This is a genomic window from Bifidobacterium cebidarum, from assembly GCF_009193305.1.
Lineage (GTDB): Bacteria > Actinomycetota > Actinomycetes > Actinomycetales > Bifidobacteriaceae > Bifidobacterium > Bifidobacterium cebidarum.
This window is the reverse complement of the sequence record NZ_WBVS01000009.1, coordinates 61,204-84,045: the sequence shown is the minus strand read 5'-3', so window position 1 is coordinate 84,045 and position 22,842 is coordinate 61,204. Positions and strand designations below refer to the sequence as shown.

The 22,842-nt window shown below is 61.5% G+C and carries 15 protein-coding genes; 3 read left to right on the top strand and 12 right to left on the bottom strand.

The window, feature by feature from the left end:
- Positions 1-43: 43 nt before the first annotated feature.
- A complete protein-coding gene (obgE, locus tag F7D08_RS08410) occupies positions 44-1,726 on the bottom strand; it encodes a GTPase ObgE (RefSeq protein ID WP_152210191.1) in 1,683 nt (560 codons plus the stop codon).
- A gap of 459 nt (positions 1,727-2,185) precedes the next feature.
- On the opposite strand from obgE, the gene F7D08_RS08405 reads away from it, so the two are divergent.
- Complete coding sequence (locus F7D08_RS08405) at positions 2,186-3,139, top strand: CTP synthase (RefSeq protein WP_226803449.1); 954 nt, start codon at positions 2,186-2,188, stop codon at positions 3,137-3,139.
- Positions 3,140-3,514: 375 nt separating this feature from the next.
- On the opposite strand, the gene rpmA is transcribed toward F7D08_RS08405, so the two are convergent.
- From rpmA to dapE, 4 genes are all read right to left on the bottom strand, one after another.
- A complete protein-coding gene (rpmA, locus tag F7D08_RS08400) occupies positions 3,515-3,766 on the bottom strand; it encodes a 50S ribosomal protein L27 (RefSeq protein WP_033891262.1) in 252 nt (83 codons plus the stop codon).
- A 22-nt stretch (positions 3,767-3,788) separates the two neighbouring features.
- Positions 3,789-4,097, bottom strand: a complete 309-nt coding sequence (gene rplU / locus F7D08_RS08395) for a 50S ribosomal protein L21 (RefSeq protein ID WP_033891261.1) — start codon at positions 4,095-4,097, stop codon at positions 3,789-3,791.
- Positions 4,098-4,322: 225 nt separating this feature from the next.
- Positions 4,323-7,277 carry an Rne/Rng family ribonuclease gene (locus F7D08_RS08390; protein WP_193316261.1) on the bottom strand — a complete coding sequence of 985 codons (2,955 nt, stop codon included), beginning with the start codon at positions 7,275-7,277 and terminating at the stop codon, positions 4,323-4,325.
- Positions 7,278-7,529: 252 nt separating this feature from the next.
- Positions 7,530-8,735 carry a succinyl-diaminopimelate desuccinylase gene (dapE, locus tag F7D08_RS08385; protein ID WP_152210189.1) on the bottom strand — a complete coding sequence of 402 codons (1,206 nt, stop codon included), beginning with the start codon at positions 8,733-8,735 and terminating at the stop codon, positions 7,530-7,532.
- A gap of 366 nt (positions 8,736-9,101) precedes the next feature.
- On the opposite strand from dapE, the gene F7D08_RS08380 reads away from it, so the two are divergent.
- Positions 9,102-10,046, top strand: a complete 945-nt coding sequence (locus F7D08_RS08380) for an AEC family transporter (RefSeq protein ID WP_152210188.1) — start codon at positions 9,102-9,104, stop codon at positions 10,044-10,046.
- Here the strand turns inward: F7D08_RS08380 and F7D08_RS08375 are convergent.
- The 6 genes from F7D08_RS08375 to F7D08_RS08350 all read right to left on the bottom strand — a co-directional run bounded on the left by F7D08_RS08375 (position 10,043) and on the right by F7D08_RS08350 (position 17,848).
- On the bottom strand, positions 10,043-10,726 hold the full coding sequence (locus F7D08_RS08375; RefSeq protein WP_226803448.1) for an HAD family hydrolase: 684 nt from the start codon (positions 10,724-10,726) through the stop codon (positions 10,043-10,045). The two genes, F7D08_RS08380 and F7D08_RS08375, sit on opposite strands and share 4 nt — an antisense overlap.
- Before the next feature lie 135 nt (positions 10,727-10,861).
- Positions 10,862-13,153 carry a beta-galactosidase gene (locus tag F7D08_RS08370; RefSeq protein ID WP_152210186.1) on the bottom strand — a complete coding sequence of 764 codons (2,292 nt, stop codon included), beginning with the start codon at positions 13,151-13,153 and terminating at the stop codon, positions 10,862-10,864.
- A gap of 132 nt (positions 13,154-13,285) precedes the next feature.
- On the bottom strand, positions 13,286-14,119 hold the full coding sequence (locus tag F7D08_RS08365) for a carbohydrate ABC transporter permease (RefSeq protein ID WP_152210207.1): 834 nt from the start codon (positions 14,117-14,119) through the stop codon (positions 13,286-13,288).
- A gap of 65 nt (positions 14,120-14,184) precedes the next feature.
- Positions 14,185-15,189, bottom strand: coding sequence for a carbohydrate ABC transporter permease (locus F7D08_RS08360; RefSeq protein ID WP_226803447.1), 1,005 nt, complete (start codon positions 15,187-15,189; stop codon positions 14,185-14,187).
- Between the two features lie 11 nt (positions 15,190-15,200).
- Positions 15,201-16,454: an ABC transporter substrate-binding protein gene (locus tag F7D08_RS08355; RefSeq protein WP_152210185.1), complete on the bottom strand. Its 1,254-nt coding sequence runs from the start codon at positions 16,452-16,454 to the stop codon at positions 15,201-15,203.
- A 203-nt stretch (positions 16,455-16,657) separates the two neighbouring features.
- Positions 16,658-17,848 (bottom strand): glycerate kinase, encoded by a 1,191-nt coding sequence (locus F7D08_RS08350; RefSeq protein ID WP_152210184.1) that lies wholly within the window; start codon positions 17,846-17,848, stop codon positions 16,658-16,660.
- A gap of 175 nt (positions 17,849-18,023) precedes the next feature.
- On the opposite strand from F7D08_RS08350, the gene F7D08_RS08345 reads away from it, so the two are divergent.
- Positions 18,024-19,286, top strand: a complete 1,263-nt coding sequence (locus F7D08_RS08345) for a CdaR family transcriptional regulator (RefSeq protein ID WP_152210183.1) — start codon at positions 18,024-18,026, stop codon at positions 19,284-19,286.
- Between the two features lie 66 nt (positions 19,287-19,352).
- Here F7D08_RS08345 and F7D08_RS08340 read toward each other — a convergent pair whose 3' ends face one another.
- Entirely contained in the window at positions 19,353-22,697 is a 3,345-nt protein-coding gene (locus F7D08_RS08340; protein WP_152210182.1) for a DUF5107 domain-containing protein, read from the bottom strand.
- Between the last annotated feature and the right edge of the window lie 145 nt (positions 22,698-22,842).

The following is a 22,842-nucleotide window of genomic DNA, read 5'->3' as shown; positions in this document are numbered from 1 at the left end:
TGTGGCGCACCAGATGGCACGCCACACGAGGAACATACTCGGACTAGTTTTCGTCGTCCTGCTCTTCGCCGCGACCGAAGAGACTGGTCTCATCGTGGCGGTCGTCGTCAATGGACGGGTCGGCCCAGTGGCCGGCTGCACGTTCGGCCATCATGGCTTCACGCACGGCAGCGCGGGCGTCCATCATCTCGTGATACTGGGCGCGCCGTTCCGAGTTGGAACGGCGACGGGCACGCGGATCCTGCTCCTCGAGTCGCAGATCCTTGCCGCGTGCGCCCAGGTTGGAGCCGTCGAGGTTCTCGGCGCCAGCGGAGATGGTCGGGTCCCAATCGAATTCAACCATGCGGGCGCCACGGCCGATGCGAATCTCATCGCCCGGGTGGGCACCCTTGCGGCGCAGTTCGTCTTCCACGCCAAGTTTGGCCAAGCGGTCGGCCAGGTAGCCCACGGCCTCGTCGTTGTCGAAGTTGGTCTGCATCACCCAGCGCTCCGGCTTGGTGCCGAGCACCTCGTAGAACACCTCGCCATCGCCGAGTTCGCGACGTTCGACGGTGAAGTCGAGCTGCGTGCCGTTCTTGCCGGCAGCGCGGCGCTGGCGTCGGCCATTTTCAAGCGGGTTGATGACCACGCGGGCCTCTTCTTCGGCCTGCTCTCGGTTGGCGACCTCCTCGCGCATCTCCTTGACCAGACCGGAGAGGGCGAAGTTCAGCTCCTTCAGGCCGGCGTGGGAGGCGGTGGAGATCTCGTAGACCTTAAGGCCGAGCTTCTCGAATTCCGGCTTGACGAAATCGGCGAGCTCCTTGGCCTCCGGCACATCGATCTTGTTCAGGATGATGATGCGCGGGCGTTCCGGAATCGGAATCGCACCGAGCGGCAGCTCCAGCTTGTCCGCATACAGGGCAAGTTCCTTTTCGAGCGCCTCGTAATCGGACATCGGGTCACGGTTCGGCTCGAGCGTGGCGCAATCGATCACATGGGCGATGATCTCCGTACGCTCGATGTGGCGCAGGAATTCCAGGCCCAGGCCCTTGCCTTCGGAAGCGCCCGGAATCAGGCCCGGCACGTCGGCGATGGTGTAGCGGGAGTCGCCGGCGATGACCACGCCGAGGTTCGGCACCAGCGTGGTGAACGGGTAGTCGGCGATCTTCGGCTTGGCCGAGCTCATCGCGGCGATCAGGCTGGATTTGCCCGCGGACGGGAAGCCAACCAGGGCCACGTCGGCGATGGACTTCAGCTCCAGAATCACATCGCGTTCCTCGCCGGGCTCGCCCAGCAGTGCGAAGCCGGGAGCGCGACGGGTCTTGTTGGCCAATGCAATGTTGCCAAGGCCGCCGTTGCCGCCTTCCGCGGCGACGAAACGGTCGCCTTCGTGGCGCAGATCGGCAAGCTGCTCGCCGGGGTGCTTCGGCTTACCTTGCGCACCTCGGGCCTCGAAAATCACCGTGCCGCACGGCACCGGCAGAATCAGATCGGCTCCCTTGGAACCATCCTTGTTGTCGCCCAGGCCCATCGTGCCGCTGCCTGCGGTGCGATGCGGAATGAAACGGTAGTCCAAGAGGCTGGTCGCATTGCGGGTCGCCTCGAAGATCACGGAACCGCCATCGCCGCCGTTGCCGCCATTCGGGCCGGCCAGCGGCTTGTACTTCTCACGGCGGATGCCTGCCGAGCCATTGCCGCCGTCTCCGCCCTTGACATGGACGGTCACTCTATCCACAAAATCACTCATAGCATTCCACTCTACCGATTGGGGGTGATGGGTTGGTGCGCTCAAGGCGAAGTCGGTTTTCCTCCCTCACGCCCATCCCATCCCCATTCCCCAATGTTCACCCCCATCCTCTTCCTCATACCCATTCCTCACGCCCTTCCTCGATACCCATTCCCCAGTCCTTCCCCAGTGCTCATCCCCAGCCCCTGCCGAATCACCAATTACGGGCCGAAATGGACGTTTTCGGCGATTCACAGCGCCAAACGGTCGTTGCGCCGGCTCCTAATGTCCTATTTCGCGCTGCGAATCGGACAGAACGTCCATTTCAGCCCGCATTTCGCGTAATTGCTGAGTCAGCGACAGGCAGAACACGACAACGGGCAGCAGCGTAAAGGCTGCGGCAGGCGATTGCACGCTGAGAGGCGAATGGAACAGACTCGCGCACACGTTCCGCGCAACGCGGGCATCTACACTTGATACATGGGGACACATCATTCACTTGAAATGCTTTTCGATGCCGCGCAGCAGGAGCAACGATGCGCCGCGCCGCGCACAGACACCGACATCAAAGCGGTTTCGCGCCGTGTACACGCAGGGACAATACAGCGGGTGTATCGAGGCCTCTACGCGAGGAAACAGTATTGGGATGCACTCAATCCTCATGAACGGGTCCGCCATATCGTGCGCTCTTTGGCTTTGCAGCACCCAAACTGGATTTTCTGCGGACCGACTGCCGCGATTATGTACGGGCTTGATTGTTCGTATCGTTTCCTGCTGCCGATATGTATCGTCGCCAAACCGGGAGTCCATGTTCGCAATACCCCGCAACTGGCCCACTATGCAATGGCATACCCCGAAACCACTGCTATCGGCGGAGTCACTGTTACCGCGCCGCTTCGCACCCTCTTCGACTGCGCCACCAGACTGCCCTTGCGTTTCTCGCTGGCCATTCTCGACTCGGCCTTGCGCAAGCAAATCGTGGAGCAACCTACTTTAGCGGCGTATCCGCATACCGTGAAATACGCAAGAAACCGTCAAGCCGCCTTACGTGCATTCTCTCTAGCCGATGCACGCAGCGAGAATGGCGGCGAATCCGAAGCTCGAGGCGTGTTGACAGAGATCGGCTATCCGGTTCATGACCTTCAAATCACTTTCCCATGTCTGACACACCCCTCACGCAACCATCGCGTTGATTTTCTTTGGGTTCGCGAGGACGGTACAAAAGTCGCCGGCGAATTCGACGGCGTCCGTAAATACGTGGATCCGGACATGACCTCACGCCAGGATATCCGCGCGGTCGTGATGCAGGAGCGTGAACGCGAACACTGTCTGGAACAACAGAAGGTCGATGTTGTGCGCATGTTCTATGACGAGCTCAATAGGCCGAACCAGCTGGCCGCAAAGCTTGAGGCCAAACGCGTTCCACACGTCTGAGAGTGGGACTGACTGCGCCACGACTCGTCGCCACTGACGAGACCCATTCAACCGCCCATGTTGCCCGTTTTTCGGGGCAGGCGACCAATACGCACGCCTGGCCCGACATAAATACGGGCCGGAATGGACGTTCTAGCCAATTCGAAGCGCGAAATAGGACACTTTAAAGCTTTAAAACGTCCATTTGGCGCTGCGAATCGACGGAATCGTCCATTCCGGCCCGTATTTGAGGCTGAAGCAATGGGGATGTGGCCTCTAATTCCACGTATACGGTATTTAGCCCGCCCCGCCACGGAAACGCAAAAACCGCACCGGCGCTTGGTTAAGCGCACAGTGCGGTTTTCTTGAAAGTCTGCTAGAAGTCTAGCGAATCGCTCAGGCGGCAATCACGTCAACGACCTTGCGGTCGCGGCGAACGGCGAACTTCACGGAGCCGTCAGCGAGGGCGAACAGCGTGTGATCCTTGCCCATGCCGACGTTCTGGCCCGGGTGGAAGTTGGTGCCACGCTGGCGAACGATGATGTTGCCGGCCACGACAGCTTCACCGCCGAACTTCTTCACGCCGAGGTACTGAGGCGACGAATCGCGACCGTTACGAGAGCTAGACGCACCCTTCTTATGTGCCATGATTCATGGTCCTTTCTATGACTCAGGCGATCGCCGTGACCTTGACGGCGGTCAGCTTCTGGCGGTGGCCCTTACGACGAGCGACACCGGTCTTGTTCTTGTACTTCTGGATGTTGATCTTCGGACCCTTGGCCTCGTCGTCAACGACTTCAGCCTTGACGGAGACAGCAGCCAGATCCTTGGCGCCGAGGGTAACCTTGGTGCCGTCAACCAGAAGAGCAACCGGGAACTCCACGGTGTCGCCCTTCTTGGCGTCGAGACGATTCACGAGGATGGTATCGCCAACCTCGACCTTTTCCTGATGGCCACCGGCCTTCACAATCGCGTACATAGTAATTCCTTTTATGTTTTGGAAAGCTTCCTTGCCCAACGCGCACCGAGCCTGCGGTCAGACACCGAGTTTCGAATCTACACCTACACGCGGACTAAATCAACTGATTTAGTCCAGCGTGTCAAGCACGACACACCCGAAGCGGCGCGGAAAAGCGCCATCTCCGGGATTCACGTCTCGTGCTGTGCTATAGAGCGGCGATAAAGCGTCGCCGCACAGTGCCGCTTATTCCTCCTCGCCGGCGTTGTTCGCAGCCACCGCGGCGGCTGCGATCTGCGCCAGCTTGGCCTTGACGTCAGCGCTGGATCCCGCCGGTTCGGGGGCGGGAGCGGTGCCACGGCCGTGCTTGTTGGTTTTGACGAACGGGTCGCCACCGCGAAGCGCGTACGGGTCATCGTAATCGGCCGAGACGGTCGGCTGATCGTGGAGGATGAAGCCACGGCCCTTGCAGGTCGGGCATTCCTCGGAGAAGGCCTCGACCAGGCCCTGGCCGATGCGCTTACGCGTCATCTGCACCAGACCCAGCGACGTGACCTCGGCCACCTGATGCTTGGTGCGGTCGCGAGCCAGGCATTCCACCAGGCGGCGCAGCACCAGGTCACGGTTGGCGGGCATCACCATGTCGACGTAGTCGATCATGACCATGCCGCCGATATCGCGCAGACGCAGCTGGCGAGCGATCTCCTCGGAAGCCTCCAGGTTGCAGCGGGTCACGGTCTCCTCGAGGGACTTGCCGCGGCCGATGAAGCGGCCGGTGTTCACGTCGATGGTGGTCATGGCCTCGGTGCGATCGATGACGATCGAACCACCGGACGGCAGGTAGACCTGGCGCTCCATGCCCTTGCGGAGCTGGGAGTCGATCTGCCACTTGTCGAACACGTCCTTGCCCTCGTGTTCGGCCGGGTCCCACTTCTCCAGCTTGTCCTTCAGGTCGGGGGCCATCGTGTCGAGGTATTCCTCGATGCGGTCGTACACCTTATCGCCTTCGACGATGAGCTTGTTGAAGTCGTCGTTGAAGATGTCGCGCACCACGCGGATGGCCACGTCCGGCTCGCCCTGCAGCAGCTTCGGGCGCTTGCCGTGCCAGAACTCCTCACGCTTAGCGTTGATGCGCTCCCACTGGCGGACCAGGGATTCCAGATCCTTGACGATGGCTTCTTCGGAAGCGCCTTCAGCTGCCGTGCGGATGATCACGCCCATATCCTTCGGCGCGATCTTGGACACGATGTTCTTGAGCCTCGAGCGTTCACGTTCGGACAGCTTGCGGCTCACGCCGGTCATGCCCCCGGACGGTACGAGCACCAGGAAGCGGCCGGCGAGCGTGACCTGGGAGGTCAGTCGCGCGCCCTTGTGGCCGATCGGATCCTTGGTGACCTGCACCAACACCGGATCGCCGGACTTGAACGCCAGCTCGATGCGACGAGGCTGGCCCTCGAGACGGGCGGCGTCCCAGTTGACTTCGCCGGCGTAGAGCACGCCGTTGCGGGCCTGGCCGATATCCACGAAGGCGGCCTCCATGCTCGGCAGCACGTTCTGCACACGGCCGAGGTAGATGTTGCCGACGGTCTGCACTTCCTGGATATCGGAAACGTAGTGCTCCACAAGCACGTTGTCTTCGACTACGGAGATCTGGGTGTGATGCTCGCGTTCGCGCACCACCATCAGACGGTCCACGTTCTCGCGGCGAGCGAGGAAGTCCTGCTCCATCAGCTGGCTCTGGCGACTGCGCTCGCGGCGGTTGTCGCGGCGACGCTGCTTCTTGGCCTCAAGTCGGGTCGAGCCTTCAACATCGGTGATTTCGTCGATGTACTGCTGCTTGCGGGAGCGGCGGGTGACCGGCTCTTCGGCTGGCGCCTCTTCCCCGGCTTCCGCGTTCTTGCTGCCGCGGCGGCGACGGCGACGACGGGTGATGGTCTGTTCGCCATCATCCTCCTGGGCATCATGCTCGTCACGAGCACGACCGGCGTCCTCTTCGCCGTTGTCGGAGGAATCGCCATCGGCCGCGGCTGCCTCAACACGCGAACCGCGACGGCGACGGCGACGCGAACGCGTGCGGGTGGAGTCGGTGGACTCCTCATCGCCGTCGTTTTCTTCCTCGGCGATCGGGGCGTAGGCGATATCGTCCAGCTCGAGGTCTTCCTCGATCTGTTCGACCTCGGCCGCGGCACGGCGTTCCTGCGCATTCAGGCGGCGAGAGCGACGCGAACGGCGAGAATCGTCAGTGGATTCGGCATCCGCGTCAGACTGGGTTTGCGCGTCGTTGGCGTTGTCTTTGCCATTGCCGGCAGCATCGGCATCGCGGGCGTCACGGCGACGGGTGTTGCGGTCTGCGGAGGTCTCGCGTTCCTCGTCGCGGGCATCGCGATCGTCACGCGAACGGCGACGCGTGCGAGCGGGGCGCTCGTCGAAGTCAGCCTCATCGTCGAAACGGCGAGAGCGGGAGCGGCGACGGGAACGCAGAGTATCGATTTCCTCGTCATCCGTATCATCGTCATCGTTATGGCTGCTGTAACGGGTAGCGGGCAGCACCGGCTCCTGGAACAGGAGCGAGGTCATCGGCTTGCCGCGGCGCGCGGGCTCGTGGCCTTCCGGCAGCGAATCCACGGCGTCCAACAGACGCTCGTCCGAATCATCATCGCGGACTCGATCAGTGCGGGAACCGCGGGCGGAGTATGAGCGATCAGCGTCATCATCAGCAAATGCATCAGCACGACGACGGCGACGCACCGGGCGCTCCGCAAAGTCATCGTCTTCGTCAATATGGCGGGCGCGCGAGCGGCGGCGGACCGAATGGCGCTCACCATCATCAAACGACGCGTTTGCGCGAGAACCGGCATCGGTCTTCGACTCGTCAGCGGCGTCAGCGGCAGTATCGGACTTGGATGCAGCCGGCAGCGCGGGAGCCTCAAACAATGGAGCGGAATGATCCTGCACCTGCAGTTCCAACGATGCGCCGGCGGCACCGGTACCACGCACTACGCGGCGGCCGCCACGACGGCGACGCGTCACCGGAGCAGAGGACGAGGAGGCCGTTGACGCCGAGGCAGAAGCCGCAGCGGGCACGGCATTGCCTGCCGCACTCTGGGAGTCGGCATTGGATACGGTTGAGTTATCGGTTTCGCCGTTGACGAAACCTTCAGGGTTTTCAGTGGGCACAATGCTCCTTGCGGCGCGCTGCATCGCGACGCCATCCAGGCCTATACGCTTCGCTCACACCATGCTCTCACCATGGCCGCGCGAAAACGCGCTCCGCGTAAAGGCAACTTCGTCTCAAGTCTGTCCTGCAAATGGCGGACACCGGCGCTTGCGTTGTCTCTTTCTCGAGAGCCGCAAGGGGATCGACGCCATTTCGCACGCTGATGGTCATGCAGAACCACCGTCTTTCAGTATGCCACACTTTTTGACGGCGACGTGCGCGGAGGCATGTGCAAGTCAGACGAGCCAGTCCAGCAGCAAATCAGCGAGCAACGCCAAGTCGGACTCAGGCACCTGCTCGTCGTGCTTATGTGCGAGCAGCGGATCGCCGGCACCCAGGTTCACCGCAGGGATGCCGAGCTGGGAGAAGCGGGCCACATCGGTCCAGCCGAGCTTGGCCAGAGGGTCGCGCCCCGTACGCTCCTTGACCAGTCGCACCAGATCCTGGGCGAGCGACGCGGTAAGACCCGGGCGAGCGGAAGGCGATTCGTCCTTCATTTCGATGCCGTACCCCTCGAATACGCCACCGGTGGCCGTATGCTCACCATTGCCCAGCTCGGCACCGGCATCCGCGCCCATCATCAGGGCCTTAGCTTCTTCGAGCGACTTATCGGGGGCGAAACGGTAGTTCACATGCACGCGGCATTCATCGGGGATGACGTTGGTGCCTTTGCCGCCGGAAATCAGCGTGGCGTTGAGACCCTCGCGGTAGTCGAGGCCATCCACGTTGACCGTGGCGGGTTCGTAGGCGTTGAGCCGGTTCAGGATCTCGGCCGCCTTGTGGATGGCGTTCTCCCCCATCCATGCGCGGGCGGAATGCGCGGCGACGCCATGGGTAATCACATCGAAGCGGATTGTGCCGTTGCAGCCGCCTTCGATGCCGCAACTGGTGGGCTCGCCGATGATGGCGAAATCGCCTTGAATCCAGTCGGGGTGAGCCTCGACCACTTTTCTTAGACCGTTCTTCTCGGCGGCAACTTCCTCGTGATCGTAGAACACGTAGGTGAGGTCGACTTTGGGGTCGCTCTCGACAGTGCGGCCGTCGAGCACGGCGGCGAGGTACAGCATGACCGCATCGGAAGCCTTCATATCGGTGGCGCCGCGCCCCCACAGCACGCGCTCGCCCGGATGGGCTTTGGCGATGTCCTCGCGAATCAGCGGGTCGCCGGGTTCGAGCCATCGGGGCGGGAAGTTGTCGATCACCGGCACGGTATCGATGTGGCCGGCGAGAATCACGCGGCTTGGCTTGTCGAAATCCGTGGAAGCCACCACGGTATCGCCATGGCGGTGGACGGTCAGGTGGGCCTGGGTCTTGAGGAAGGCCTCGATCTCATCGGCGAGGGGGCCTTCGTTATCGGAAACGGAGAAATTCTCCATAATCTGGGTCAGCAGGCTTGAGAGCTGCTCATTTTTGGAAGTATTGCGGTTCAATTCAAGCGTCATACCCATAAGCGTAGCGTGCACGGCGGCAAGCGGCCCGGATGGTCTCGGGTAGCGCAAGAAATTCCGGAAATCAGTGGCTTCGTCCCGAAATTCTGGCGCTGAGCGAACGTCAGTGCAAGAAATTCGGGAGTATGGGGCTGATTTCCGGAATTTCTGGTACTGACCGATCGTCAGTGCAAGAAATTCGGGATGAAGCCGATGATTTCCCGAAATTCTGGCGCTCACTATGAGGAGACAACGACGAAGCGCCCGTAAAGCACATCACGAACCATCGCGTCCGCAATATGGCCCGTTACATGAGATTTGAGCGCCATATACAGTTGGGTGTGCCACACTGGGTGCGGTAGAGGGAGGCATCAGCAATATATGACCGGTTTGATTAGCGCCATGCAAGGCTTCTGCGTGATCGGCATCGTGATTTTCGTGGGGTACGTGGCGGCACGTATGCGCATTGGCGGCCCATCCGCGCAAATGGTGCTCAACCGCTTCTCATTCTTCGTCTCCAGCCCCTGCCTGATGTTCGCCATCCTCTCCAAGGAACCGATTTTCGACATCTTCCACCCGTCGATCATCGTGGCGTTTCTTTCCGCCATGCTGGTAGGCATGGTGTTCCTTGTGCTCAATCAGATGTTCTTCCATCTGAAGGCCCCGGACGCCACCATCGGCGCATTGAACTCACTGTATCTGAACTCCAACAACATCGGTCTGCCGGTCGCCACCTACATTCTGGGCAATGGCGCACTGGTCGCCCCGATTCTGGTGATGCAGCAGGCACTGTTCACGCCGATCGGTCTGACGGTGCTGGATGTGACTACCAAGGGCAAGGTGTCGGTCAAGGAAATCGCCAAGCAGCCGCTGCATCAGCCACTGTTGATTGGCTCGCTGCTGGGCATTGTGGTCTCGGCGCTCAACGCCAAGCTCGGATGGTTCCCGGTGCCGAACTTCATCTATGACCCGATCAATATGATCGGCGAATCCGCAGTGCCGATGATTCTGATGGCATTCGGCATGTCGCTGCACGGCACCAAGCCACTGCAGAAGAAGGGCGATATTCCAGCCATCTTTACCGTGGCGGTGCTGAAGAACATCGTGATGCCGACCATCGCCTTCCTGCTCGCCTACTTCATGATGGGCTTCCGCGGGCCGGAGCTGTATGCCTGCGTGGTGCTCGCCGCACTGCCGACCGGCCAGAACGTCTACAACTACGCGGCCCGCTACAACGTCGGCCTCACCTTCGCGCGCGACGGCATCCTCTTCAGCACGATGACCAGCCCGGTGTTCATCGCCATCATCGCATTCCTGTTGAGTTAACCTGCGGGGTTCCACTCGCGATAATCGCGGATGGCGAAGTCATACAGCCCGCAACCGGTCACGTCCACGCGCGCATGACCAGTGACGGCAACCACATAGGCGCCGGAAGCATGTGCGGCGGTAAGCCCAGGCAAGGAATCCTCGAAAACGACGCACTGACGCATGGCTTGAGCATCCATAGAATCGATGCCGGCCATTCGCGCAGCCTGCACGTAAGGTTCCGGGCTGGGCTTGGGCGGCAAGTCATCACCGCCGCTGATCGCTCCGATGAATGCTCCTGTTGGCGCCTGCCTCAGCACATTATCCGCGATGATGCGCGGCGAGCCGGTAACCAGCACGGAAGGAATCCCTGCCGCAGCTAGTCGGCTTAGCAGTTCCCGCGCGCCCTCCACCCACGGCAGATGCTCCGATTCCATACGCATGACTTCGTCAGTGAGCCTGCGCACCATCTCATCGGCCGGCAGCGTAACCCCTCGTTCGCGCAACAGCCGGGTCAGCACCGGCAGCGAAGCGCCTTGCATCGCCTCGGCGAGCACCTCATCCCAAATGCCACCATATGATTCCAGCAGCGCGCGCTCGGCGGCCACCCAGTATGGGTCGGAATCGATGAGCGTACCGTCCAAATCCCATAACACCGCTTTGGGATGGCGTATTACGCCAATGCCATGATGCACAGACACGCTAATGTCTCCTTCTCCCGGCCGCGGCACGATAACCGCACCGCGCGCAATCCCCGTAATAACACATATGGGATGGCCCCGGCATATGCCGAAAGCCATCCCATAATCACGGCATCAGACCGGCAGCCGCCACGATCATGCCGTGTGCAGTGCGGTCTGATACACCGGCTGCAATTCGACGGATTCCAATCCAGCCTGCTGCCCGTCAACGTTCTCCATGCGGGCCGCCATTGCCGACTCCACGTTCACGTTCGCGCCTTCCTTGATCGGCGTGATGGTGAGTACCAACTGGCTGCGATGGTCCTCGAGCAGCTGCTGGTATTCCTTGAGGCCGATCTCCCACACGTCACCGTTGCAGAAGTTGTCGTCCACCAAGGTGTTGCCGCACCATAGCCAACCGATATCGCCCGAGTAGCGCACACGCAGGCGCATGTCGGCGACGCCGTCGGCGGCGAGCAGATCGTCGGGCAGGTCGATCACATAGCGCGTATCGGAGAGCTTCCGCACGCTCGGCTCCACAGCGACCGGCTGGTACTGGATGTTCTGCCCGCAAAGGAACTCGGCGGGGTAGGACGAAACAGCAACGCTGGCTTCGGTGGATTCCACAATGATGTGACCATCCAGTTCGTAGACGGCAGCACCATTGTTGGTGATGCTCGGCTGCGCAGGGTCCTGTGCGACGGTCTCGCCGGCGAAGACCAGCGCGGTACCGCCTGCCACCACGGTCATCGAATCGGCCTTGGCACGGCTCACGCAGACGATATCCACCGTGTGACCGGCACCATCCGAAGCCGAGAACACTTCCATGTCCGCTTCCGCCGGCACATGATGCACCGTGCCATCCGCGAAACGGAACCAGCAGTCGTCCATGCCGTCGGGCTTGAGGAAGACGAAGGTGCGATGATCGGCGCCGGCCGGGGCGACGACGGTGACCGGCTGCGCGGTGGCGGCGACAAGCGTCACGCCGTCGAGATCCATGTTGAACGGCAGGATGCAGTTCTCGTCGGAGGCCAAGCCGATGCCGTCGAACGTCACGGTTTCACCGGAGGCCAGCGTGACCGACACCGATTCACCATGCTTGGCCGGCATGCTGGCGTGGTCCTGGAAGTTGTTGAGGAACACGAAACCGCGCTCGCCATCGGTACGCACGCACCAGCGCAGCGACTCCATATCGGTCGGCGCGATCGACTCCTGGCCTTCCGGCACGGCCACGCCAAGCGGGCACAGGCGGTCGGCGAATGCCAGGGCGAAGTAGTGCACGGCCTTCATGCGACGGTAGGATTCGCGGGCCTGACCGAATTCGCCGAGCGCCGCCTGGAAGTCGTAGGAGATCTTCGGCAGCTGGCTTTCGTTGAGGTAGATGCCGTCGCCGATCGGGTTGGAGCCTCCCTGGAACATGTAGTAGCCGAGGAAATTGCAGCCGGATGCCATCTTGATATTGGACATGGCGTCCACCGACTTCATCGGTAACACGAAGCGGTAGTTGTAGGAGCTGAACATGCCGCCGCCCATCTCGCAGCAGGCGTAGGGCTTGGTTTCCGGCTCATAGGTGGGCGCGAATTCCTCGCCGCGCGGGCAATCGTTGGAGTGGAAGTTGCGGTACACGTATTCGTCGGTGACCGGGTGCTCGCCGGGACCGGCGTAGAACAGCCACGGGCGGTAGGCGTAGCCACCCCATAGCGGCAGCACATCGTCCGGAACCGGGGAGCCGCCCCAACCGGTGTTGGTGTAGAACGGCACCGAGATGCCTTCCTCTTCGGCGATGCGGCGCAGCGCATGCACGTAGGCGAAACCATCGTGGCCGCCGGGCACCCATTCGTTGGTGATGCCGGTGGTCATCTCCCACGGGGAGGAGGAGTGCATGTATTCGTTGTCGAGCTGGGCGGCGACGATCGGGCCGCCGTCCTTGAAGTACAGGCCGTCGAGCTGGGCGGCGACGTGCGCGTAGAGGTCGCGGACCTTGTCGAGGAAGCCAGGATCCACGGAACGCACTTCGTAGGGCTTGCCGTACATCCAGTCCGGGATGCCGCCGTTGCGCACTTCGCCGTGGTCGAACGGGCCGAGGCGCACGATGACCTTGAGCCCGTGCTTGGCGCAGAGCTTGATGAATCGGCGGATATTGCGACGGCCGTTGAAGTTCCACTGGTTCTCATGCTCTTCATGATGATTCCAGAACACATAGGTGGCGATGACGTTCACGCCGCCGGCCGCCATTTTGGCGAGCTGTTCATCCCAACGCACAGGGTTCATGCGCGAGTAATGGAATTCGCCGCAGACACCGTAGAACGGCTTGCCGTCAAAGGTCATGTAGTAGTTGGTGAAGTCCACTGCGGTACCGTCCGGCGCCACGCCCCAATCATTGCGGGTGATGGAGAACGGTGTGATGGCCTTTGGCTCGAAACCGGTCAGGTCAAGCGTGTGATTCATGGGATTACCTTTCGAAATAGGAGCATGCAATTACGGACTCGCCTACGGCGAGAGACACCGATACCTTCGCTCGGCTACCGCCTCGCTCAGGCTGAGCCTACGAACAGCCCACAGGGCTGTTCGCTTAACGGCTCAGCCTTTTACCGATCCGGCCACCAAGCCGGCGACGATCCACTTTTGGCAGAAGATGAAGAAGAGGAACACCGGGATCAGGGCGATGGTGGTGATGGTCATGAACAGCGGCCAATTGGTGCTGAACTGGCCCATGGCGTTGAACACCTGCAGTACCAGCGTCTGCTTTTCGGTCGACGAGATGTAGATGTTCGGGGTCATGAAGTCGTTCCATGTCCACATGGTTTCGAACACCACCACGGTGATCAGGATCGGCCGGATCAGCGGCAGCACGATCTGCCAGAAGATGCGGAACGGGCCTGCACCATCCAAGCGCGCGGCTTCGAACAACTCACCGGGAAGCCCGCGCATGTACTGCACGATCAGGAAGTAGCAGAACGTGGCACCGGCCAGGTACAGCACGATCAGACCAAGCAGGGAATCCACAAGACCGAACTGCGCTTCCATTTTGTACTGCGGAATCAGCAGCGTCTGGCCGGGAATCACGAACGAGAGCATCAGGAAGGCACCAATGCCAGCCGTGAGCTTGCTGCGCTTCTGCACCATGCCATAGGCGGCGAGCGCACCGATAATCACCATGAAGAACACACCCACAACCGTCACAATCAACGTATTGATCGTGGCCTGCACCACGGGCAGGTTCTCCAGCGCGTAGGTGTAGTTCTCCAGCGTGAAGTGCGTGGGCAGGCCGAACGGGTCGGCTGCCATGTCGCCGGAGTTTTTGAAGGTGTTGACCACCACCACGTAGAGCGGCACCGCGCAGATCAGGGCGATGGCGATGACCACCACCGAGCGGATGGCGGAGCCGATGCGTTCGCGCTGGCTCAGGGACAGTCCGCGGGCGGTCGGCGCGGCGGATGCGGCAACCGGTGCCGGGGCGGGGGAAGTGTGCTGCGTTGTCATGACAGCCTCTTTTCAATCAGCGAAGTGACGATTTGCTGCAGTGCCACGAGAATCACGCAGCACAGGAAGAACATCACGCCGAGCGCGGAGCCCACGCCGTAGCGGCCGGAGCCGATGCCGGTGACGATGATGGACTGGGTGACGGTGTAGGTGGCGTTGCCGGGACCGCCGGTGGTCAACGTGAACGGCAGATCGTAGACCTTAAGGCCGCCGGTGAGCAGCATGAAGATGGAGACGCCCATAGCGGGCACCATCTGTGGCAAGGTGATGTGCACGAACTGCTGGCCGCGGGTGGCGCCATCCACCGAGGCCTGTTCGTACAGGTCGGCCGGGATGGCCTGCAGGTAGGCCAGGTACAGGGTGGCGTGCCAGCCTACCTGCGCCCATACGGCGATGAAAATCACGCAGAACTTGGCGAGCGCGGGGTCGGAGAGCCACGGTACCGGGCTGATGCCGATCTTGCCGAGCAGCGTGTTGACGGCGCCGGTGCCGAGCGGGGAGAAGATGTACTGCCAGACCAGGCCGAGCACGGCCATCGATGGCACCGAGAAGAAGAAGAATAGGGAGCGTGCGAAGTTGCGTCCGAAGAACTTCCGGTTCAGGGTCACGGCCAGCGGCAGTGCGATGGCGGTGATGAGCACGGTGGTGGCCACGGTGTACAGCAGAGTGAAGCCGAGGCCGGCGAGCAGGGTCTGGTCTTGGAAGATCGCCTGGTAGTTGGACAGCCCCACGAACTTGGCGTTGGCGAAATCGTAGCCGTCGTAGTCGGTCAGGCTGAAGACGATGCTTTGCAGGAATGGAATCAGTACGATGACGATGTAGACGGCGAGCAATGGCAGCAGGAATCGCACGGAGGTGAGGTTCTCCATGAGATTGCGGCGCTTGCGGTCGCGGGTGTGCGAAGCTTCAAAATCCTGAACTGCGCTGGCGGCGATTCGGGCAGGGGCCGCGCCCGCCTCAGCAAGGGCAGGCGCAGCGGTGATGGTGGTTGCCTGTGTCATGACATTCACCTTCAGGACAGCGTCTTGAGCTTGGCGTCCAGGTTGGCGGTGGCCTGGGCGGGGGTGATGGAGCCGAGTGCCACCTGCTGCAGCTGGGCGAAGGTTTCGGCGCGCAGGGCGCTACGGCCACTGGCCGGCCAGCCGAGCGTGTTCAAGTACACGTTGCCGGTCTTCAGGTAGAGGTCGTACGGCTCTTTGAAGGTCTCGTCGATGTCCGGTGTGTAGTTCTTGGTGGACGGAATCAGGCCCATATTGTCTTGGATGAGCTTCAGACCTTCCTCGGAGGAGAGGAAGTCAAGGAAGGATTCGGCTGCCTTGAGCTTGGCTCCGTCGATCTTGGCGTTGATGGCGTATCCGGAGTCCGCGGCACCGGGGGCGTATGGCGTATCGCCCTTGTGCAGCATCGGCATACGGCCGAATGCGAAGTTGATGCCGGCCTTCTTGAATGTGTTCACATCCCAGTAGCCGGACGGCATGACGGCCAGACGGCCGGCCGCGAATTCGGAGCGGACCTGATCATCCGCAAGACCGGTGACTTCGGAGCCCATCACACCGGCGTCGAAGAGCTTGGCCCACTGCTTGTAGTACTTGGTGTAGCTCTTGGCGAAGGTGGAATCACCGTCGCCGATCTGCTGGTCCACACTCTTGGACTGCTTGGAGGAGTCGTAGCCGATCCAGCCTTCCACCAGAGCGCCGAGGCCAGCCTTGGGCTCCAGGTACGGCTTCTCCACACCGGCGTCCTTCAGAGCTTTCAGCATGTCGATGAATTCATCCCAGGTTTCGGGGATGGAATCGTAGCCGGCCTTGGCGAGCAGGTCTTTGTTGTAGGCGTAGGCGTTGGTCCATGCGGTGATCGACATGGCATACACCTTGCCGTTCACCGTGGCTTGTGCCTTGTTCGTGTCGCCGATGCGGCTCATGAACGATTCGTCGGTCAGGTCTTTGGCCACGCCGTTCTTGACCAGGTCGCTCAACTGCTCGGGCGGCGCCACGTACACGTCGGCGAGCTGGCCGCCGGAGATGCGGGTTTGCAAGGTCTGCTGGTAGCCGGCCTGTGCACCGTTGGTGGTGCTGAACTTGATGGTGATGTCCGGGTTTTCTTTTTCGAATGCGTCGATGATCGGCTGGTACAGGTCCTGCGTGTTGTTCGCGAAGAACGAGAGCTCGGTTTTGCCGGAGGCGCTGCTCGATCCGCAGCCTGCAAACGATGCGATCATGGCGATTGCGGCACCGGCGCCGACGATGGTCTGCCAGGTTTTCTTCATGATGGTTCCTTTCATCAGAGCATGCTTGCGCCAAGCCTGTGAGTAGAGGGATTCGGCGCACATCACGCTAAAGGTGTGCTGCAAAGCGACTGCTGAACTACTTCGTTTCGGTTGTCGTTTTGTTTTGTTGATTCCATACTATGGCGCTCTTTGCTTGATTTATCAGCATAAATTGCGCGCGCGTATGAAATTATTGCTGTTGATTATTGAGGGTTGTTGTGGCACTGGTAATCGCACAGCGCAATCAGTCGCGCAACGTTTTCGGCTGTTCGCCTGAGGTTGTGTGCCCCCTCGGCGAGCGCCCGTTCCAAGGTTGCCGCTCCGGGAACGATGCCGAATATCGCATCGATGCCGAGATCGTAGAGCGGGCCGATGCCGCTGCCCACATATCCGGCCAAGGCGATGACGCCGATGTTCGGATTGTTTTGGCGTACGGCTCGAGCCACGCCGATGGGCGTTTTGCCGTGCTGGGTTTGCGCATCGATGCCGCCTTCGCCGGTGATGCAGTAGTCCGCATCGGCGGCTCGTTGCGCGAGCCGCACGGTTTGGGCCACGATCTCGACGCCCGGCCTCATGCTGGCATTGGTGAAGGCCAACAGTCCCGCGCCCAGTCCACCGGCTGCGCCGGCCCCCGGCATGCGCGCCACATCGCGGCCAAGTTGGCTGCTGATCATGGCGGCGTAGTGGGCAAGGTTGGCGTCCAGTTGGCCGACCATCGCCTCGGTGGCCCCTTTTTGCGGGCCGAATACGGCTGACGCGCCTTGTGGGCCGGTCAGCGGGTTGGCCACGTCGGAGGCGATGAGGATTTCCGTGGCATTGATGCGCGGGTCAAGCCCGGTGACGTCGATGGCGCTCAATTGTCCGAGTGCGCCGCCGCCGCGTGCGATGGCATTGCCATGGGCGTCCAGAAATCGCACGCCCAGGGCTTCGGCCATGCCCGCCCCGCCATCGTTGGTGGCAGAGCCGCCGATGCCGATGATGATGCGGCGAGCGCCATCATCGAGAGCTGCGCGAATGAGCTGACCGGTGCCATAGGTGGTGGCGGCCAGCGGGTTTTCGGTCGCCTCGTTTACGAAGCCGATGCCCGATGCCGCGGCCATTTCAATGACGGCGGTTGTTGCACCGTTGCCGGCACGCTCAGCGCCGTCCGCGCCCAGCAATCCATAGGTCGCGGACACCGACCGTTGCAGCGGATCGAGCACAGTGGCCTGGCGCAGCGTGCCGCCAGTGGCGTCCACCAACGCCTGCACCGTGCCTTCGCCGCCATCCGCCATCGGCACCATGTCGTATTCGGCATCGGGGAACACTGCGGACAGCCCGGAGCGGATGGCTTCGGCCGCCTCGCGGGCGGTCATGCAGTTCTTGAACGAATCAGGGGCGATTACGAACTTCATTGCAGCACCTCCCATGCAGCGCATCTCTTGTTGTTGTGGACGGTACCAGTATCGCCGATGGCGCATGGTACATACAACCATCTTCAGGCCATGAAAACCGCATTGTTCGCAGATTTGCATAGTACGCGTACCATATTGAAGCGTCGAGCATAGCAACCAGGCAAAGGAGCCAGCGATGGACATCGATCCGCGCATCGCCTCCACCATCGTGGAGAACATCAAAGGCGCGTTGAACCATGACATCAACTTCTTCGATACCAGCGGCCACATCATCGCCAGCACCGATCCAGCCCGCGTCGACACCGATCATGAGGCCGCACGTCTCGCCGCACGCACCGGGCAGAGCGTCGCGGTGGATGCCGAGCACCCATTTGCCGGCGCGCGCGACGGCATCAATGTGCCGGTGATGCAAGGCGACGCGGTGATCGCCGTCATCGGCATCACCGGCGAGCGCGCTGAAGTGGAGCCGTTCGGCAATGTCATCAAGAAAATGACGGAGATTCTGGTGCGCGAGAATCTTGAGCAGGTTTCCCGATTCGATAGGCGCATGATGGCGGCGAACCTGACGAACCTGCTCATCGCCCCGCAGCCGGACACCGGGCTTATCGATTATCTGACGGACACGTTGAATGTGGATCTCACCGTGCCGCGTGTGGTGGCCGTAGGGCGACTGCATGTGCCGCGGAAACTGCGCAACGAGACCGTGCAGCACGTCGGCATTGCGCACATCGCTGCAACGCAGTCCGGTACGGCACACAACAACGTCGCGCAAGACAACACCTACGACATGGTCGATCGCCTCATGGCCAGCCAGCCGCACAGCCTGTATTCGATATATGGCGGCGAATTCCGTGTGATTCTTGCCGCAGATGGCACCGACGGCCGCCCACCGGCATACCTGAACACGCTTGACCAGATCGCGCGAACGGTCTCGCAAATCACTGGCTATCCCCTGGTATTCGGCATCAGCGAGTCGGTGCACGCCATCGCCGATTATCGCGAGGCCTACCTGCAGGCCCGCAGCGCCGAATTATGGCTGGCGTTCCTGCATCAACAGCACGGCAGCGCGGCCGCAACCGAGCCGGCAACCAATTCCGGTTACTCGCGCACGCTCGAATATGACGATTCCGCACTGGGTATGGCATTGTGCGCCATCAAAGACACCATCGCCGAGCGGTTCTCGAATCAGATCTTGAGTGGATTGAGCGAGGAGGAAAAGGATGAGGCCGCCGTGCTGTTCGACGCGTACACGAAGCACAACGGCAGCATCGGGCACACCGCCGAGGAACTGTTTCTGCATAAGAACACCGTGCAGAATCGACTCAATAAAATCGCCCGCGCAACCGGCTACAATCCGCGTGATTTGAGCGATTACACGTTGCTGTCGCTGGCATTCGCACTGCGGAGGCTGCTGAAATTCTGGTGGACGACACCATGATCTTCGACGGCATAAAGGAACGCCGGCTCCGGAAGAGGAAGGAGCCGGCGTGGAGGAAATCACCTATCACAAGAGGTGACGATTCATAACCTCATCGGTGAAGAGGTTGGCCTGGATGTGGCTGGGGTCGGCGGCCAAGGCTTCGGTGAGGAAGCGTTCGGCCTCCTCGTGCTCGCCGCGGCCGATGTTCGCAAGTCCCATCAGGTATTCGCAGTGCACGCGGTTCATCTTCGTGTAGTCGTTTTCGAAGATGAGGAAGTCCGGCAGCGAGACGGCGAAGTAGTCGATCTTGACCTGATCGTCGAGGTGCTGCTCACCGTAGTCCAGCAGGCGGTAGAAGCGGGCGTTGGCCGGGCCTTCCTCGCCGAGCGCCTTGTGGGCGAGGCCTTGGAAGAGGATCATTTCGGCGGGCTGGTCGTTGTAGTACATGGCACCCTTCACCTCGTCCGGGCCGATGGTGGCCTGGCGGAATTCGGCGCGGGCGGCCTCCTCGTTGCCGAGCCGGCGCTCCACCACACCGAGGTAGTAGTGGATGTCATTGTCCTTCTGGCCTTCGAGCTTGCCTTCGCCCAGGTTCTCGGGGTAGGCGAGCGTCTTGACCAGCAGCTCCTTGGCCTTGGCCCAGTCGCCGGCGGCCATCGCATCCTTGGCGAGCAGGGTCAGCGCAATGCGGTACTGGCCGGTGATCTTGCCTTCGCCGCCCTCCCACGGGTGGAAGCGGCGCTGGCCCATCAGCTCGTAGGCCTTCGCGTAGTTGCCGGTCAGGTTGAGCACGGTCAGGTATTCGATGAACAGGTCGTCGCGCTTGGCCACCACATCGAGATGCTTCTCGAACTCGGTGAGGCGCTGGGCATAGGTCCAGCCGATCTTGCGATGCAGCTGGTCGGTTTCCAGGAACACGCGGGCGTCGGATTCGTCGAGCGCGTAGGCCTGTTCGATCTCGACCTTGGCCGCCGCCGCATCGCCGCGCTTATTGTAGTAGGCGAGCGCCAGATTGCGGTGCACAGTCGGGAATTCCGGATCGCGGTCGCGCGACTGCTCCCACAGGGCGATGGCCTTGTCGGCCTGCACCTTGTCGTAGTAGAGGCAGCCGAGGTAGTACGGGGCCTTGGCACCATCGACCACTGCGATGGCCTTGTTGAGCACGGCGATGTCCTCGAGCTTGTTCGGGAAGCAGTAGTCGCTCGGCGCGGCCTCGGCGGCTTCGAACGCGGCCTTGGCTTCTGCCTCGCGGCCCAGTTCGGCGAGATAATAGCCCTCGTAATACTTGACCATCGGCTTTGACTGGTCGGCTGCCGCAAGCAGTGCCAGAGCCTCCTCGTAGGCGCCGAACAGCGCGTAGTCGCGGGCGGCCTGCAAGTAGTTCTCGAAGAAGCCGCGCATCAGGCGTTCCAGTTCGACCGGCTCTCCCCCGGCGAGCACGCGCTCGTAGCCTGAGACGAAGTCGAATTCGTCGATGTTCAGGTTCTCGGCGAGCGCCGCCGCTGCCTCGTCCGTACGTCCGAGCTTGCGCAGCACGTAGGCCTTGAGGCCGCGAGCCTTGATGTTCATCGTGTTGCGGGTCAGGGCGTTGTTCACATACTCCAGAGCGTCCGCGAAGTCGCCTCGGCGGGCGGCGATGGCGGCCATGTAGAAGAAGGCGCGCTCCTTCTGGGTATCGTCCCAGGTCGCCTTGGAGAAGGCGTCGAACGCCTCGCTGTACTTGCCTTGGAAGAACAAGGTCAGGCCAAGGTTATAGTGCGGTTCGGAATCGTAGGGCTGGGTGTTGTGCTTGGTCAGGCGCTTAATCGCCGTACGGAAGTGGGATTCTGCGCAGTCGAACACACCGCGGCGCAGCTGCAGGCGGCCGTATGCATTGTTGATGCGGGCGTCTTCCGGGTCACGCTTCAGGCCCTCGAGGTAGTACGGGTCGGGCATGTAGGTGGCGTGACGGTACTGCTCCAAGTGCAGGCCGGCGAGCAGCAACTCCTCGTTGGTGGCGATCTTCTCCGGTTCATCGGCGGCCTTGGCTGGTTCGGGCAGTTTGTCGATCTTCTTGGGTTGCGGGGTGTAGTCGATGAGCACGGTGCCGTGGGCGTCCGCCACGGTTGCGGTGATTTCGGTGGCCGGAGCCTCGCCGGTTTCGAATTCGGCGCGGACCGTGTCGTTCGGGCTGATCGTGCCGGTGTAGGAGTAGAGCGTCTTGCCGCTCTTGGTGGTCACGGTCACGGTGGCGTTCTCGTACACGCCGGTGGCGTATACGGCGACGCGGCCCTGGCCGGCCTTCAGCCCCTGGGCTTCGATGCCTTCGGCCTCGCCGGCAGAGCCGAACGTGTCTTCCGGGCCGATTTCCAGGTTCACGGCGGCGTTGATGGAGGCGTTCTTGACCTGCCCCACCGCCTTGTACGGCATGAAGTACTGGGTGAAGGTCTTGCCTTCGTACGGCTTGAGCCAGGTGAAATCGGGCTGGTTGTCGGTGAAGACGCCGGTCATCAGCTCAACGTACGGTCCGTTCGCGTCGGTCAGGTTGCGGTCCCAGGCGCGGCCGAAGTCGCCGTTGCCCCAGGTCCACTGCTTCTTGCCGGGGCTGACGTGGTGGTCGGCCACATGCAGGATGCCCGCGCCAACGCCGAAATCGTAGCCGCCGACAAAGTTGTAGTCGGAATGGGCGGCCATGTAGCTGGTCGGCACCGGCACGTTCTTGTAGCGGCCGATGTCCACGCCGCGCGAGTAGTCGTGCTTGTAGTAGGTGCCGGTGGCGATCGGGTAGCGGGAGACGTCGCGCTTGCCGTGGTCCATGACGGCGGTCACATCCGGTGGCATCACGGTTTTGGTGTGCTCGTTGACCGGCACGGCCGGGTTCGCCCACCACAGGAAGGTCTGCGGCAGTGCGGTGCCGTTGTACAGCTGAGCGGTGATCTCGATGTAGGCTTTTCCGGGGTGCAGGGCGATGGTGGTGACCACCTGGGTGCCGTACATCTGGTCGGTGTCGTGGCAGAGCACTGCCTTGCCGCCGTCCGGCAGGTCCTTGATGTCGTAGTCCACCGGCGAGTAGGTGGTCGGGCGGTGGTGCTGCGGCCAGTTGAATTCGATGCCGCCGGAGATCCACGGGCCGGTCAGACCGACGAGCGCCGGCTTGATCACATCGTTGCGGTAGACGAAGTCGTAGTTGTTGGTTTTGTCCTTGGCATACTGGATGCGGCCGCCGAGCTCGGGCAGCACGGTGATTTCGAGGTATTCGTTCTCGATAATCACGGCCTTGTAGGCTTTGTCATGCTTTTCGTCGCTGATGGTTTCGATCACCGGATAGGGGTAGACGCGGCCCGAGCTGCCCTGGTAGACGCGCTTTTCGATGAACTGCGGGTTCTTGTCCGCAGCGCCGATCCCGTAAGTCGGGATGGTGATGACGGTGTCCTGAATGGTAACGGCCATGATTGCTTCACTCCACTTCGTTGTAGTGTTACCGTTTTTTGAGTTCTTTACTGGCTCTTGCGAACCACAATCTTTTGATTGATTGCCTTTAGTCTATGGCCGAAAATATCGTTGACATCTAGAGTAATTGTTCTTCAATATGAAA